The sequence below is a fragment of the Bacillus sp. B.PNR1 genome (assembly GCF_030386235.1).
Lineage (GTDB): Bacteria > Bacillota > Bacilli > Bacillales > Bacillaceae > Bacillus > Bacillus stercoris.
The window spans coordinates 43,057-58,325 of sequence record NZ_JANYMN010000002.1 but is presented as its reverse complement, the minus strand read 5'-3'; the positions used below and the strand labels follow the sequence as shown (position 1 = coordinate 58,325).

Here is a 15,269-nt window from a genome sequence, read left to right as displayed (position 1 = left end):
AATATTTATGATTTATTCATAGGTTTTTCATATTTGTTTTTTACAATGAGACACTATAAAGAGGTGAAAAACGATGAAAACCAAACGATTCGACGCAGCTCTTATTCTTATTTTGCTTACAGCAGCTTTTCTGAATATGTATAACATTTGGCAGGATGACACAGCGAACCAGTACTATTTGGCTGCTGTGAAAAGCATGACGCAAAGCTTCCACAATTTCTTCTATGCGTCATTTGACCCTTCCGGATTTGTCACAGTGGATAAGCCGCCTGTTGTGTTATGGGTTCAAACGATTTTCGCACTGATTTTCGGCGTTCACACGTGGAGTGTGATCCTTCCTCAGGCTCTCGCCGGAGTTGGATCCGTGTTCCTGCTCTATAGAATGATCAAACCGACTTTTGGAGTTGGAGCGGCCCGCATTGCCGCACTTGTCATGGCACTGACCCCTATCGCAGCAGCTGTCAGCCGGACAAACAATATTGACAGCATGCTTGTCTTTACCTTATTGCTCGGTTCAGCTTGCCTGCTTAAGGCAGTAAAACAAGGCAAACTGGTTTGGCTGCTGACGGCATTTGCCCTAATTGGGCTCGCCTTTAATATGAAGATGATGCAAGCATTTATGGTCTTGCCTGCATTTGTGATATTCTACCTGATTGCTTCCCGGGTTGCTCTGAAGAAAAAAATCGGATCTCTGATTCTGTCTCTTGTCCTTCTCACAGGCCTCTCCCTCTCATGGGCGGTTGCAGTGGATTCGATCTCACCCTCCAGCCGGCCTTATGTCGGAAGCAGCCAGACCAACTCCGTGTTAGAACTGGCCTTTGGCTACAACGGCACCGAGCGACTGCTTGGGCAAACTACGGGCCTGGCAAAGGGTGATATGAATGCTGCTGGCGGAGGGAACATGCAGAATCAAGACAACATGCAAGCGCCAAATGGTAACGGTTCATCTTTTTCTCAGAACGGAAATCAATCATTCGGAAACCATTCACAAGCGCCTCAGCCGCCTAACGGACAAACCGGCGCTTCCAATGGAGGCGGAGACACACCTCCCACAGGCGGCAACGGACCTGGAAATGGAGGGCCTGGCGGTGGCGGCGGAAAAAGCATGAATATGTTCGGCACCGGTGATGCTGGACCGCTCCGTCTCTTCCAATCGGCACTTTCCGGTCAAATCAGCTGGATGCTACCATTCGCATTGATCGGATTGCTAGGCGGAATCTTCAGCTGGTATCGTGATCGCCGCGGACAGGCTGCTGAAATGAAAGAAACGCTATTCTGGACGGCATGGCTCGTTCCTGTGGCTGGTTTCTTCAGCATCGCGGGATTCTTCCACCAGTATTACTTGATTATGCTGGCACCGCCGATTGCCGCGCTTTCTGGAATCGGCTGGCACTCGATGTACCGCTTATACCAAAACAATAAAGACTGGTCCAGCTATCTTCTGCCAGCAGCCGTTCTGATCACAGCCGCGTTCCAGGTGTATATCCTGAGTGCTTATACAAGCCAAATCGGCAGTGTATGGATGTACGTACTGGGACTCTTAGGACTCGGGATCACCCTTGCACTTCTGATGCTTAAACGCAATCATCCGTTCAGTAAGCAGCTGACCATCCTCAGCTTGTGCATTCTGCTGCTCACACCAGTCTATTGGTCAGCAACGCCGCTTCTATACGGAGGCAACAGCGTCCTTCCTGAATCCGGCCCGCAGCTCAAAAGCTCGGCAAACAGCGGAAACATGTTCTCTTCAGAGGTCGACAGCGGGCTCCTGTCCTATCTGAGAAAGCACAATACTGGCGAAGAATATTTATTTGCCACTTTGACAACCGTAACGGCTGCGCCATACATCATTAACGAAAATGAGTCTGTTATGGCAATGGGTGGGTTTAACGGCACGGATCCCATTCTGACTGTGTCCGAACTGAAAAAACTAATCAAAGAAGGCAAAGTGAAATACTTTCTTCTCTCAGAAAACAACTCAGGCAACAGCGAACTTGTTTCCTGGATTAAGAAAAACGGAAAAGAAATATCGTCTGAAGAGTACAGCAGTTCCTCCAACAGCACAAACAGCACTCAGCAAGGCATGATGAGAGGAGGACCTGGCGGAGAAAGCCAGCAAACTCTTTATCTCGTGGAATAAAAAAGAGGCTTGGATCAATCCAAGCCTCTTTTTCTATTAAGCTTCTTCTTTTACATGTACCTTTAACACTGCCTGCACCTCAGGATGCAGCTTCACAGGCACGTTTGTGTATCCTAATGCACGAATGCCGTCCGGCAGTTCAAGCTTCCGCTTATCTACTTTAATGTTATGGTCTTTTTGCAGCTGTTCAGTGATTTGCTTGCTTGTCACTGAACCAAATAAACGGCCGCCTTCACCTGATTTTGCGCTAAGTTCAACAGTCAGTTTTTCTAATGTCTCTTTCAAGCTCTTAGCCTGCTCAAGCTCGGCAATGGCTTCTTTTTTCTCTTTCTGCTTTTGTCCGTTTAGCGCGCTGATGTTTGACGCGTTCGCTTCAACCGCGAGGCCTTTTTTAATGAGAAAGTTATGCGCATAACCGTCTGCTACGTTTTTGACTTCACCTTTTTTTCCTTTTCCTTTTACATCTTGTAAGAAAATAACCTTCATCTCTGTACGCCTCCCTCAAAATACTCATCTATGGCGTGCTTCAGCCGTTCCAGCGCTTCAGAAACTGAAATGCCGGACAACTGCGTCGCCGCATTTGTTAAATGCCCTCCGCCTTCCAGCGCCTCCATGATGATCTGCACATTTACCTCGCCAAGTGACCGCGCACTGATACAAACCGTTTGTTCATCCCGTCTCGCCACCGCAAATGAAGCCTCAACCTCACTCATCGACAGCAGCGAATCGGCAGCCTGCGCAATCAGGACTTGATCGAAGTATTCCTCTTCATTTTCAGGAAGAGAAGCAATCGCAATGTTATCTTTATAGAGGACCGTATGCTGGATCAGCTTCGCCCGTTTAATATAGGAATCAACGGTTTCTTTCAGGAACTTCTGCACCAGCACCGTATCGGCGCCTTTTGCCCTTAAATAAGAAGCCGCATCAAAAGTCCGCGAGCCCGTGCGGAGAGAAAAGCTCTTTGTATCCACTATTATACCAGCTAATAGGGCTGTTGCTTCAATCATATTGATTTTTAAGCGTTTCGGCTGATATTCAAGCAGCTCTGTCACCAATTCTGCTGTGGAAGAAGCGTACGGCTCCATATAAACGAGCAGCGGGTCTCTGATAAACTCCTCACCCCTGCGGTGATGGTCGATGACCACGATATGTTCAATTTTATTGACCAGCCGTTCCTCCATAACAAGCGACGGCTTATGTGTATCAACGATCACAAGAAGCGTGTCATCATTAGAAATTTCCATCGCTTCTTCAGGCGTAATAAATCTTGACCACAACTCTTCATATTTTTTGATTTCCTCAATCAAACGCTGCACGCTTGATCCGATTTGATTTGGGTCAATCACAATAAAGCCATCTTTGTTATTTGCCTGTGCCACCTTTAAAATCCCGATCGCTGCGCCGATAGAATCCATGTCGGGGAATTTATGCCCCATGATAATCACATTGCTGCTTTCAGAGACGATTTCCTTTAAGGCATGAGAAATGACGCGGGCCCGCACCCTTGTTCGTTTCTCCATTGGGTTTGTTTTACCGCCGTAAAACTTCACCTTGCCGTTTGGCAGCTTAATCGCTACCTGGTCTCCGCCGCGTCCCAGTGCTAAGTCCAAGCTGGATTGCGCCAAATCGCCAAGTTCTTTCAAGGAAGAGACTGAAGCCCCGACACCGACGCTTAACGTCAGCGCTACACCGTCAAATGAGGTTTTTTCCCGCACTTCATCAAGAATCGAAAACTTCGAATTTTCGAGTTCAGTTAAGATGTGTTCATTAAGCACAGCGATAAAGCGTTCTGAAGACGTCCGTTTCAAGAAGATCCCGTACTCCTGCGCCCAAGCGTTCAGCAGAGATGTCACCTGGCTGTTCATCGTGCTTCTCGTCTGGTCATCCAATCCTTGTGTCACATCATCATAGTTATCAAGGAAAATATAGGCCAGCACGGTTCTTTCGTTTTCATATAGCTTTTCAATCTGGATTTGTTCTGTAACATCAAAGAAGTATAAGAGACGCTCATCCCGTTTGATGACAACCCTAAACTTACGGTCATTCAATGAAACCGTTTCCGATTCCACCTCTTGTTTGATCAGCGGTACCACCGATTCACAAGTATCGTAAAGTGATCTCCCCACTAAAGTGCTTTCATTAAAGCAAGAGGAAAGAAACGGATTTGCCCATTCTATATAATATTGGTCATTAAAAAGCATGATTCCGATCGGCATTTCCATCAATGCCTCTTCACCGACTTTTTTCAACCTGTAGGATAACGTTGAAATATAAGCATCTATCTCTTTTCGAATAAGAGAATCAGCACGTTTAATAAAAAACAAAATAACTGCCAGCAGCAGCACTTCGACGGCTCCTAATATCCAGTTAAAATAAAAGCTGATGAGGATTGTAATGATTGACAGAGCAATCAATGCATAGATGGGATACCGAAACAGCGGTTTTTCATAAAAGCTTGGCATTTCTATCACTCCCCACCATGTGAGTAAAACTCATGTTCACTTCACCTTATTCCTTATATGAAAGCCCATATCTAAGACGCCTAAAATGCGAATGACTGCCATGAATACCGGATGCACAAACCCAAGTACGACAGCAATCACAGCCGCAGCCTTCGGATATTGTTTCTTATGGCAATAGAAAAAGATAAATGATAAACCTTGGATAAAAATCAGAAACCCGAGTATAAACTCCCCATTTAAAGCGATAGAGTACAGCATTTGGCCTTTTTCTAAAGGCAAAAATGAAAGCATGACAACTATCAAATACAGCACTACAACACTTTGCGGAAACTTCAACTCTCTAAAAGGCTTTAGATTAGGAATATCGGGGGAGAATCGCCTTAAGAGCGGCTTAGCGATAAGGTAACTGAGGAAAGCATATATTACCCCCAGCATCACAATAGCTGTTGGGAATAGGTATTGAGCTGTGTCTAATTGATCTCTCATTATACTCAAGTTTTTATTAATTTCTTCTGAATGAACTGAATTTCTCATCATATCCTCTGCAGAATCAATCGCTTCCTGTGATTGTGTTAAGGCCCTATCGATGATATTAATATCCATAAATAAAACACTTAACACAAAAAACATCATAATACATAGCACTGAAACAAAAGAACCAGATAAAATCGCAATTGCAGGATCCTTCTTCTTAAGAAAAAAACCTAAAGCAACACCTGTAAATGCGGATATAATCGCTAAAAAGACCCCAGTAATTGAACTAGTTATAAAAATAACGGGAAGACTTACAATACTCATCCAAAAACCTAATTTTGCCCCATATCTCAATGTGTATAAAATCAAAGGTAGAGGTAAAACCAACCAAAACAGTATTCCAATCACAGGAACATAAACGACCAAAAGCGTGATGATCGCAAACAGACTGATTAAAATAGCACCTTCCATTAATGCTCTCGTTTGTTTCACTTAGTCACCTCGTATCATCTTGAACATACGAATAGAAAAGAGCAGCATAAACGACTGCTCTTTTTTCATCGCTGCAAACGCTTTGCACCGAATGTTTTTATATCATCTCTAAATTTTACTTTTATATTTTAACATAAGTCCAAATCGCAAGTAAAATGACGCTAATGTTTCATGTGAAACATAAAAAAAGGAAAAGACATTCTTGGAAAAGAATGCCCATCACCATTAATGTTTATCATCCATAAAGCCAGAAGATTCTTTGTTTTTCTTTTTCGTTTTTCTGACATACATAAAAATTAAGATCACCAGTAAAATAGTTGTTGCTTGCAGAATGCCGCTGCTAAACAAGAAAAAGTTCTTTATCATGTCCCACATTGAATTTCACCTCTTTGTGCATGTTCTCAACCCGTAGCCTATATAAGGTGAATTTCCCTTTTTAAAAACTTCAAAACATCATGAACAACATTGAGCGTTGGGCATATGCTGATATGGAATCTGATTGATAAAGGAGAATTTTCACATGGATGAACGCAGAACATTGGCTTGGCATGAAACACTAGAAATGCACGAGCTGGTTGCTTTTCAATCAAACGGACTTATTAAACTGAAGAAAATGGTAAGAGAAGTAAAAGATCCTCAGCTCAAACAGCTTTATAACGTGTCTATTCAGGCCGTTGAGCAAAATTTGAGAGAGCTTCTTCCGTTCTTTCCACAGGCTCCGCACAGAGAGGATGAGGAAGAAGAACGCGCAGATAACCCATTTTACAGCGGTGACCTGCTCGGTTTTGCCAAAACGTCTGTCCGCAGCTATGCCATCGCCATTACAGAAACAGCAACACCTCAATTAAGAAACGTACTGGTCAAACAGCTGAATGCTGCCATCCAGCTGCACGGCCAAGTTTATCGATACATGTATCAGCATGGATACTATCCGTCTTACAACCTTTCTGAACTGTTGAAAAATGACGTCAGAAACGCCAACAGAGCCCTTTCAATGAAATAAAACAAGCAGCAAAGGAGTTCCCTTTGCTGCTATTTTTGCTGATCCTTCAGCAAGCCGTTCGTACGATAAGATTCCAGCACGTCTCTGTTGGATTCTCCCCATTCTTTCATTTGCAAAACAATCGGTTCAAGTGTTCGCCCGAATTCCGTCAGAGAATACTCAACCTTCGGCGGCACCTGTTGATAAACCTCACGATGCACGATGCCGTCCGCTTCCAGCTCCCGCAGCTGAAGAGTAAGCATTCTTTGAGTAATATTCGGGCAGATTCGCCGAAACTCATTAAACCGTTTCTTGCCCTCTATCATGTGATAAAAAAGAATTCCTTTCCACTTTCCGCCAATGACATCTAGCGTAAATTCAACTGGACAGCCTTCTTTGTTCGGGTATATATTCTTTTTTTCACTCATTTATGACCCTCCAATAGTACCTTTTTTGATACTACATTACATTTTGCAACTAAGCTACCCAGTATTTTACACAGCTTTTCTCCTCAGCTCAAAGAAAATGCTTCTTATTCACATCAATTTTTAAGGGTTTGCATGATTACACCTGCAGCAAGACGTGTTAAACTATATAAAGATGACACTACTTAAAAAAGGATAGGAGCTATCATGGAAAAGATACTTATTTTCGGACACCAAAACCCAGACACAGATACGATTTGTTCTGCGATTGCTTATGCTGATTTGAAAAACAAACTCGGCTTCAATGCTGAGCCTGTCCGTCTTGGACAAGTAAACGGCGAAACACAATACGCGCTTGACTATTTCAAACAAGAAAGCCCGCGCCTTGTTGAAACAGCTGCAAACGAAGTAAACGGCGTTATCCTGGTTGACCATAACGAACGCCAGCAAAGCATCAAAGACATTGAAGATGTTCAGGTTTTAGAGGTTATCGACCATCACCGCATCGCCAACTTTGAAACAGCTGAGCCGCTTTACTATCGTGCTGAGCCTGTAGGCTGTACGGCTACGATCTTAAACAAAATGTACAAAGAAAATAACGTGAAAATCGAAAAAGAAATTGCCGGCCTGATGCTGTCTGCGATCATTTCTGACTCACTGTTATTCAAATCCCCAACTTGCACGGACCAAGACGTAGCAGCAGCAAAAGAGCTTGCGGAGATCGCTGGCGTAGATGCTGAAGAATACGGCTTGAACATGCTGAAAGCAGGCGCTGATCTAAGCAAGAAAACAGTGGAAGAGCTCATTTCTCTTGATGCGAAAGAATTTACACTCGGCAGCAAGAAAGTCGAAATCGCACAAGTAAACACAGTGGACATTGAAGATGTGAAAAAACGCCAAGCTGAATTAGAAGCTGTGATCTCAAACGTTGTGGCTGAGAAGAATCTTGATCTGTTCCTTCTTGTTATCACAGATATCTTAGAAAATGATTCACTTGCCCTTGCAATCGGTAACGAAGCAGCAAAAGTGGAAAAAGCGTTCAACGTGACATTAGAAAACAACACAGCTCTCTTAAAAGGCGTTGTGTCCCGTAAAAAACAAGTCGTTCCTGTCTTAACTGACGCAATGGCTGAATAAGCAAAAAGCATCCCGTGTAGGGATGCTTTTTCTTATTCACCCAGCTTTTCAATCTGTCCCATCACATCAGTGATTTGCTTTGCGTTTTGGACCAGATCTGACTGCTCCAAATCTTCAAGTGATACCTTGCCTTCCTCGACTTGTTTCAACACCTCTTCAGCGCTTTTCTGCAAGGTTTCGTTATGCTCCTGAATGGTTTGATGAATCTCCGCTGCGGCATCAGGCGGTGCTAACTCATTAAAATCAGCGGCAGCCTTCTGAATCGACTCAAGCTGCGCTTCAAGGTTTTCTTTCGCCTCGGTGTCATTTACAGCTTTCTCAGCCAATTCAGGCGCTTCCTCTGCAAATGTCTTCACCTTCTCCACATACCCCGCTGCCTCACCCGTATAGTTCAACCCGTCGTTCACCTGATCAAGCATGCCGCATCCGCCTGCACTCAAAAGACCCACTCCGGCAAGTACTGTCAAAATAATCTTCATTGTCAGCCTCCTCAACGTTTCTTCTTCACTGTTTCTTTTAAGATCGGAATCAATTTCTCTTTCGCTAACGGCAGCCCTTTCCTCACCAACTCACGCTTCAGCCACTTTTTCAACGTAGACATCCTGACGCTCCTCTCCCTTTTTGATAAAAATGAAAAAAACTCCACCAATTTGGTGAAGTTCCGAAACAAAAAGACCTTCACCAAATCAGATTTGGCAAAGGTCTCGCTAACAATTAGATTGCCAGCAAAGCCGAGGACATCTTGTCCCGTAATGACGACTTTACTGTGAAAGCTACTCCCCTTTGGAGTGTTCATTTTTATTACTTTCATTCTAAAGCACCCATCTGTTCCAGTCAAATTCCTTCCGTTTACATAAAAGCGCGCTGTGGTATTTAAAATTTGAATGGTTTTTCCATCAGGAGATCATGCTATGAAAGAGGAGGTTTTCATCATGAGTCAAGAGCGTGTGAAACGGCCTGGGCATACCAGATGGTACATATCTTCGTTACTTAGCGGCATTATTATTCTTAATTATTTTGACCGAGTGGCCATCTCTGTAGCGGCACCTGCGATACAAGATTCGTTTCACCTTACTGCAACTGAACTCGGCATCGTATTTTCCATTTACACGTATTCCTATACACTGATGCAGCTGCCTGTCGGAAGTTTGCTGGACCGGTTTGGGGTGGCATGGGTCACAAGGGTTGGAATGACAATATGGAGCTTTTTAACGATCCTTCTTGCTTTTTTACAGGGGAAATTGCTGCTGTATCTGTTCCGGTTTCTCATTGGGCTGACGAGCGCCTCTGCGTTCCCTGCTGCCTCTAAGGCAACCGCTTTATGGTTTCCTCCAAGTGAGCGGGGATTGGCAAATTCACTGTTCGATTCAGCCGCCAAGTTTTCAAACGTCATCGGAGCGCCATTGGTCGCCTTTCTTGTCACAACGTTTGACTGGCGTGTCGCCTTTTTGACGATTGGATGCATCAATGTGCTGTTTACGATCTTTTTCTGGCAGTATTATGAACAGCCTGAACGGCACAAACGCATTTCCAAAAGTGAACTCAACTATATTCAAAAACACAACACCATTAATACAGAGCAAATCCCTTACAAAACGGGTCCGCTTTTAAAAAAGCTTTTCACCAACCGCAAAGTATGGGGCTTAATGATCGGATTTACAGGGTACGGGTATACATTCAATCTGCTGCTTACCTGGCTTCCGACTTTCTTTAAACATACATACGGGATGGATCTCATGTCGTCCGGTTTATTTACAGCCGTGCCGTGGCTGATCTCAACCATTTCTGGAATCGCTGTCGGCGGATGGCTCGTCGATTATTTTATTAAGAAAGGCTATCCAAACACCAAGGTGTATCGAACCGTAATCATAGTCGGGATGAGCTTCGGCTTTTTCTTTTTGGGCTCCATTCTGACGAACAATATTACCGTAGCGATTATTTGTATTTCCATCGGGCTCGCTGGAATTTCTGCTACCGCTCCGGTTGGCTGGTCCATCTCCGCTGAGCTCGCGCCGATCGGTTCCGTATCCATGCTGAGCTCTATGGTGAACCTCGCAAACAACCTGTTCGGAGGCATTATTGCTGCATCACTGACAGGGTATTTGTTTGATGTGACAGGCTCCTTTACGCTCAGCTTTCTGGTAGCCGGTTTTGTGCTGTTGCTGGGCTTGGTTTTTTATGTGTTTGTATTAGGGGAAGTGAAACGGATTAAACTATAGAACATGAAAAAGAGAGCTGCCAGTTGGCAGCTCTCCCATTACATCAAAGAATCCGGCCCGTCCCCATTTACCTTCTCCTCGTCCTGTTCCTCTATATCAAGCCCCGAAGCTAGCATTTCCTGCTCTATCTGTTCGAGCACCTGCTCGTTTTTTCCTTGAAGACCACCTTCATAATGAAAAGCATCCTGTGTGCCGTTTTCCTCTATTGTCGCTAAAATATCGTGGATATCATTATGGTCTCCTGAAATGGAGCCGAATCCTTGGTTTTGTTTTTTATAATTCACAAAACCGCTGGGGAGGTTGTTTCCGAGGTTTACACATGATGCGCCTTCAACCGTACCAATGGAAATGGAGCCAATAAAAAAAGAGGGAGAAAACCGTTTCACGTTAAACATCCTTTCCCTGATTGATGGTATACGGCACTGGTTTTCCGTCTATTTTGACCTCAATATCATCTTTTTTTGTTTTCTTTAATCGAGACTGCGATGTGGATTTCTGATGAACATGAGGAGAGAATACGTTGCCAAGATTCAGCATCCCGCTTAGCTCCTGTACATCCAGGTGATCGAGATGAAACGCTAAATCGTCTAAATGCAGCTTCTCTACATTCAATTCCTGTACATCCATCTTCACAAAAACAGAAGGGGTGCGTTTCTCCTGGGAGGATTGTTCAAGCGTATTGACTTTTTGGGCTAATTCTTCAAGCTTTTTTAGGACCTCATCTATGCTCATATACGCCATCCCTTTTTAAAAACTTTTCTCCACAGCTCCCGCATTTCCTTTGATTTTATTATGTTTCCCCTTTATGGCGCCAAAACCTTCATTGATAAAGGTTTCACTTTTTCTGCCTTTTTGGACATTTGTTCCGACAAAGAGGCCAGAAGAATTTCTCAGATGGTTAACCCGCAAAGAACCGTATTTGATAGAGGTCATCACTCTTCTCCTTTTTCATTAGTGCGGTGCGGAACGGTAACCGTTACTATTCCGCTTTCAAATTTCGCACGAATCTGACGCAGATCATACTCTTCGGGAATGGCGATCTCCCGTTTGAAAGGGCCGTAAAACCGTTCTCTGGCGATCCACTCTTGTTCCTCTTCCATCGGCTGGGGGGTAATCTTTCCTTCAATGATGAGTGTGCGATTCTTTTGGCTGATTGACATATCCTCTGCACGTGCACCAGCTGCATCAATGGTTATCGTCAATCTGTGGTTTGTTTTTATGAGATCGGCTCTCGGTTCGACAAAGGGAGCAATTTCGCGCAGCAGCTCAGCGAAATCCTTTCCCATCATTTCCTTCACACGGGGATAAAAATGAGATTTTGGCATAAATAAAAACCCCCTGCACATAGCCATACATCTTTAGAATCTATAACTATGCTTATGTGCTTTTTTTGGAGGTATGCTAAAAGAAAACTATTCACCGTTAAAGAGTTTGATTTTGTACACTTGGCGATATATTTTGGTTATTCATGACACCGTCCATGCCATCAGGGTCAATAACCGTTGAAACATTCCCCTGGTTCAAGACATTTCCTGCGAAGAAGCCGATTCCGTTATTTACTTTACGATGCGCAGCCCATCCGGGTAACTGATTTTCTCCAATCGCGATGGCTGTATTTGTCTGCTGGGAATTCACATTGATTGCACCGAGTGTAAAACCGATAGCCAAACAAATCCTCCTCCTTTTCAAACCAAGGCAGCCTCTTAAAAGTAATCATTTATTTGACAGTCATTTTCGTCGTTATCTATCACGAATGACGAGTTTTGAGTGTTTTGAATCGTGCCTAATAACCTTCCCTGGCCGGACGTTCGTTTACTATGTGAACTCCAGCCGGTAAGTTCGTTTTCGCCAACTGAAATGGCGGCACATGTATCCAGAACGTTAATATTCATTTCTCCAACATCAATATCATTCTGGTTTTCTCCCGAGTTCCCTTCAAAGGAAATCCTGTTTTCATGATGAATCGGCGTATCTACCTCATCGTTATCTATCACATAGCTAAAATTATGAGACACCTGGGAGTTGGTCATTGATCCGAGTCCGTAATTGTTTTTCCGATGCGAAGACCAATTATGCGCATAATTGGTTCCGATAAATATTCCTGAGGAGGTATCAATTGAAATCACGCTAATGTTGCTGACTTGAACCTGGTTTACTGCTTGTCGATGATTCAATCTTATTCAGTCCTTGATATGTCTTTTCAGTCCATTACTTTACAATATGTTTTACATCGATTATTGGTTCGGGTTCTTTTTCAAGCAGTATCTGACTTGGACACGTCCGTAAGCTAAAGACCAATTAAATCCGTACCATATGAATTATCGATTACGCAAAGCCACTCGCCTTGCGCATTCTTCTTAAAGACATAGGTCGCCCTTCTTTCCATCGCATACTCGGAGTCCTTTTTATCCGAATCAAGCAATGTCTGAGAAAGGACGAGGACAGTGTCACCTGCTTCCAGCATGATCATTTCTCCTTGTGTCGGCACAATATGATGATTAAAATAGTTCGCGATCGTGATAAACGCTTTTTTGATTTCTTCTTTGCCTCGCGCGATCATGCCAGGCTTCACAACTAAAATGGCATCTTCCGAGTAGTAATTCATCAGTGTATCAAAATCTTCATTTTGGATTGCCAAATCACACGCAGAGATGATGTCTTTCAATTGCTGTTCCAAATGAATTCCCCCAATCATCATGATTGGATATATTATACAATGTTTGACACGCTGAAACCGTAAAAACAAAATGAAAAGGATCCCTATTTCCTATATAATCAAATAGATATATTTAACAAAGTACCCAAGTGAAGGGGTGGACAATTTTGTCTGCGGAAGTAACGTTACATGACCATATACATCATGATTTAAGCGCGGATTGCCAGTATTGTTTTGGCTTGTGCTGTGTCGCCTTGCCTTATGCGAAGTCGGCAGATTTTGCTTTTGACAAAGACGGAGGCACGCCTTGCCGCAACTTACAATCAAACTATCAATGTTCGATCCATAAAAATCTCAGAGAAAAAGGATTTCGAGGCTGCTCTGCATATGAATGCTTTGGCGCCGGCCAAAAAGTATCCCAAATCACTTATGAGGGAAAGGATTGGCGAAACAGCCCCGAAACGGCCAACGAGATGTTTGGCGTTTTTCCTATCATGCAGCAGCTGCATGAAATGCTCTGGTATTTACATGAAGCTCTTTCTATAGATATAGCCAAGCCGATTCACCCTGAACTGAGAACCAGTTTCGAAAAAATAGAAAAGCTCACCAGACTCAGCAAAGAACGCCTGCTGACACTGCAGGTGGACGAGCATCGAGCTGAGGTCAATAAATGGCTGTTAAAAACGAGTGAGCTGGTGCGTGCCCAAGCCCGCAATCCAAAACTCCCGAAAAAAGTCAGCCGGGGAAGTGTCCTGATCGGTGCAAAACTAAAAGGGCTTGATTTGCGAGGAGCAAATCTAAGAGGAGCGCTGCTCATAGCCGCAGATCTGAGAAATGCCGATTTGAGAATGACAGACTTTATCGGTGCAGATATGAGAGACGCTGATCTCAGCGGCGCCGACCTGACCGGATGCATCTTTCTGACACAGGCACAGGTGAACGCCGCCAACGGTGATTCGAACACAAAGCTGCCGCCGTCTTTACGAATCCCTGCCCATTGGAAATAAAAAAGGACCCGCTTACGGTCCTTTTTTTACTGTCATCAATTCAATCCTTTTTCGTTCCTTTTATCCGGCATTTTCACACTTTTTGCCAAGTATCCCGACAGCCATAACGCAGCCAGCAGCATGAAGGTGATCATACCGACCACGCCCAGCCAGTGAAAAGCAGACCAGAATAGCCCTCCGACTGTTCCGCAAACGCTTGAACCGGCGTAATAAAAAAACAAATACAGCGATGAAGCCTGTGCTTTGTTGTAAAGAGCTCTCCTGCCCACCCAGCTGCTGGCAACTGAATGCCCTCCGAAAAAACCGAATGTAAAGAGGGCAATCCCCAGTATTTTCACTGCCAGCATACTGTTTATCGTGAATAAAGCACCTGCAATGACAATGAAAATATTCATCACCAGTATTTTCGGATAGCCATACCGATCAACCATCCTTCCAATGAAAGACGAGCTGAAAATGCCTACAATCATCACAATAAAGATCCAGCTGGCAAATGCTTTATTAAGCGAGTACGGCGGGCCCAGCAGCACATACACAATGTAATTAAACAATGCAACATTGCTTCCGAGCAGCAAAAAACCAATGAGAAATAAGCTGAATAGTTTGCGGTCTCTCAAGTGGCCGATCAGAGACATTCCCAACTTCCCGAGCTTCAATTTTCTTGGCGTAAAATGCCTGGATGGAGGCAAATTTATAAAAAATATAACACTAGCAATCAAACTAATGACACCAATTGATCCCATCGCCATATGCCAATTCACGTACTCGCTCAGAAGCCCGGAAACGATCCTTCCAAAAACGGCGCCGATTGCATTTCCGCTGATATACAGTCCCATCGCTGATCCGAGACTTCCAGGTTCAATTTCTTCTCCAAGATAAGCCATCGCAATTGACGGAAGGCCTGCGAGCGCAACGCCTTGAATAGTTCGCAATACGAGCAGCGTATGAAAGTTCGGACTGAAGGCCGATGCCAGACAGAGAACCGATGCGGCCAGCATGGAAATACCCATAATCGGCTTGCGACCCCATACCTCTGATAATGAGCCAAAGACAAGCATGCTCACTGCTAACAGCATTGTGGTAACGGATAAAGAGAGGCTCGCCGCAGTAGGCGTCACATGAAATTCCCGCGTGAATTCCTCCATGAGCGGCTGTACGCAATAAAGAATCGCAAATGTATTGAAGCCTGCGGCGAAGAAAGCAAACGTAATTTTACGAAAAACCGGTGTGCCTTTTTGAATGTATGTCATTGGGGTTTTATCTGCCCCTCCGCATGTT

At 44.1% G+C, this 15,269-nt stretch carries 20 protein-coding genes; 5 read left to right on the top strand and 15 right to left on the bottom strand.

Annotated features, from left to right (window positions below; translation table 11 throughout):
- Positions 1-73: 73 nt before the first annotated feature.
- Positions 74-2,137, top strand: coding sequence for an ArnT family glycosyltransferase (locus tag NZD81_RS11615; protein WP_289860561.1), 2,064 nt, complete (start codon positions 74-76; stop codon positions 2,135-2,137).
- Between the two features lie 36 nt (positions 2,138-2,173).
- Here NZD81_RS11615 and rplI read toward each other — a convergent pair whose 3' ends face one another.
- From rplI to NZD81_RS11595, 4 genes are all read right to left on the bottom strand, one after another.
- Positions 2,174-2,623 (bottom strand): 50S ribosomal protein L9, encoded by a 450-nt coding sequence (rplI, locus tag NZD81_RS11610; RefSeq protein WP_003226915.1) that lies wholly within the window; start codon positions 2,621-2,623, stop codon positions 2,174-2,176.
- Positions 2,620-4,599, bottom strand: a complete 1,980-nt coding sequence (gene gdpP, locus NZD81_RS11605; protein ID WP_040081167.1) for a cyclic-di-AMP phosphodiesterase GdpP — start codon at positions 4,597-4,599, stop codon at positions 2,620-2,622. The genes rplI and gdpP overlap by 4 nt, the downstream gene beginning before the upstream one ends.
- Before the next feature lie 36 nt (positions 4,600-4,635).
- Positions 4,636-5,565: a YybS family protein gene (locus NZD81_RS11600; RefSeq protein WP_289860560.1), complete on the bottom strand. Its 930-nt coding sequence runs from the start codon at positions 5,563-5,565 to the stop codon at positions 4,636-4,638.
- A gap of 225 nt (positions 5,566-5,790) precedes the next feature.
- Positions 5,791-5,940 (bottom strand): hypothetical protein, encoded by a 150-nt coding sequence (locus NZD81_RS11595; protein WP_040081164.1) that lies wholly within the window; start codon positions 5,938-5,940, stop codon positions 5,791-5,793.
- 145 nt (positions 5,941-6,085) lie between these two features.
- On the opposite strand from NZD81_RS11595, the gene cotF reads away from it, so the two are divergent.
- Complete coding sequence (gene cotF / locus NZD81_RS11590; protein WP_014666104.1) at positions 6,086-6,568, top strand: spore coat protein CotF; 483 nt, start codon at positions 6,086-6,088, stop codon at positions 6,566-6,568.
- Between the two features lie 29 nt (positions 6,569-6,597).
- Here the strand turns inward: cotF and hypR are convergent, their stop codons facing one another.
- On the bottom strand, positions 6,598-6,975 hold the full coding sequence (gene hypR, locus NZD81_RS11585) for a transcriptional regulator HypR (protein ID WP_014666105.1): 378 nt from the start codon (positions 6,973-6,975) through the stop codon (positions 6,598-6,600).
- A gap of 204 nt (positions 6,976-7,179) precedes the next feature.
- Between hypR and NZD81_RS11580 the strand changes: the two genes are divergently transcribed.
- On the top strand, positions 7,180-8,109 hold the full coding sequence (locus NZD81_RS11580; protein ID WP_014666106.1) for a manganese-dependent inorganic pyrophosphatase: 930 nt from the start codon (positions 7,180-7,182) through the stop codon (positions 8,107-8,109).
- 32 nt (positions 8,110-8,141) lie between these two features.
- Here the strand turns inward: NZD81_RS11580 and NZD81_RS11575 are convergent, their stop codons facing one another.
- Both NZD81_RS11575 and NZD81_RS21195 read right to left on the bottom strand, forming a co-directional pair.
- Positions 8,142-8,588 (bottom strand): DUF6376 family protein, encoded by a 447-nt coding sequence (locus NZD81_RS11575; RefSeq protein ID WP_040081163.1) that lies wholly within the window; start codon positions 8,586-8,588, stop codon positions 8,142-8,144.
- An 11-nt stretch (positions 8,589-8,599) separates the two neighbouring features.
- Complete coding sequence (locus NZD81_RS21195; RefSeq protein WP_040081162.1) at positions 8,600-8,920, bottom strand: hypothetical protein; 321 nt, start codon at positions 8,918-8,920, stop codon at positions 8,600-8,602.
- Positions 8,921-9,020: 100 nt separating this feature from the next.
- Between NZD81_RS21195 and NZD81_RS11570 the strand changes: the two genes are divergently transcribed.
- The gene (locus tag NZD81_RS11570) at positions 9,021-10,328 is read left to right on the top strand and encodes an MFS transporter (RefSeq protein ID WP_014666109.1); all 1,308 of its coding nucleotides are present in this window, start codon (positions 9,021-9,023) and stop codon (positions 10,326-10,328) included.
- Between the two features lie 38 nt (positions 10,329-10,366).
- Here the strand turns inward: NZD81_RS11570 and NZD81_RS11565 are convergent, their stop codons facing one another.
- The 7 genes from NZD81_RS11565 to NZD81_RS11535 all read right to left on the bottom strand — a co-directional run bounded on the left by NZD81_RS11565 (position 10,367) and on the right by NZD81_RS11535 (position 13,005).
- Positions 10,367-10,714, bottom strand: coding sequence for a hypothetical protein (locus NZD81_RS11565; protein ID WP_014666110.1), 348 nt, complete (start codon positions 10,712-10,714; stop codon positions 10,367-10,369).
- Position 10,715: 1 nt separating this feature from the next.
- Positions 10,716-11,060, bottom strand: a complete 345-nt coding sequence (locus NZD81_RS11560; protein WP_148343429.1) for a hypothetical protein — start codon at positions 11,058-11,060, stop codon at positions 10,716-10,718.
- 15 nt (positions 11,061-11,075) lie between these two features.
- The gene (locus NZD81_RS11555; RefSeq protein WP_014666112.1) at positions 11,076-11,261 is read right to left on the bottom strand and encodes a hypothetical protein; all 186 of its coding nucleotides are present in this window, start codon (positions 11,259-11,261) and stop codon (positions 11,076-11,078) included.
- Positions 11,261-11,653, bottom strand: a complete 393-nt coding sequence (locus tag NZD81_RS11550; protein ID WP_282373874.1) for an Hsp20/alpha crystallin family protein — start codon at positions 11,651-11,653, stop codon at positions 11,261-11,263. Before NZD81_RS11550 ends, NZD81_RS11555 begins: the two co-directional genes overlap by 1 nt.
- Before the next feature lie 97 nt (positions 11,654-11,750).
- Positions 11,751-11,996 carry a hypothetical protein gene (locus NZD81_RS11545; RefSeq protein ID WP_282373875.1) on the bottom strand — a complete coding sequence of 82 codons (246 nt, stop codon included), beginning with the start codon at positions 11,994-11,996 and terminating at the stop codon, positions 11,751-11,753.
- Positions 11,997-12,031: 35 nt separating this feature from the next.
- Positions 12,032-12,502 (bottom strand): hypothetical protein, encoded by a 471-nt coding sequence (locus tag NZD81_RS11540; protein WP_282373876.1) that lies wholly within the window; start codon positions 12,500-12,502, stop codon positions 12,032-12,034.
- 113 nt (positions 12,503-12,615) lie between these two features.
- The gene (locus tag NZD81_RS11535; protein WP_041521465.1) at positions 12,616-13,005 is read right to left on the bottom strand and encodes a YybH family protein; all 390 of its coding nucleotides are present in this window, start codon (positions 13,003-13,005) and stop codon (positions 12,616-12,618) included.
- A gap of 146 nt (positions 13,006-13,151) precedes the next feature.
- Here NZD81_RS11535 and NZD81_RS11530 point away from each other — a divergent pair, with 146 nt between their 5' ends.
- Complete coding sequence (locus NZD81_RS11530) at positions 13,152-13,991, top strand: pentapeptide repeat-containing protein (protein ID WP_282373877.1); 840 nt, start codon at positions 13,152-13,154, stop codon at positions 13,989-13,991.
- A gap of 35 nt (positions 13,992-14,026) precedes the next feature.
- Here the strand turns inward: NZD81_RS11530 and NZD81_RS11525 are convergent, their stop codons facing one another.
- On the bottom strand, positions 14,027-15,241 hold the full coding sequence (locus NZD81_RS11525; protein WP_148343435.1) for an MFS transporter: 1,215 nt from the start codon (positions 15,239-15,241) through the stop codon (positions 14,027-14,029).
- Positions 15,242-15,269 lie beyond the last annotated feature (28 nt).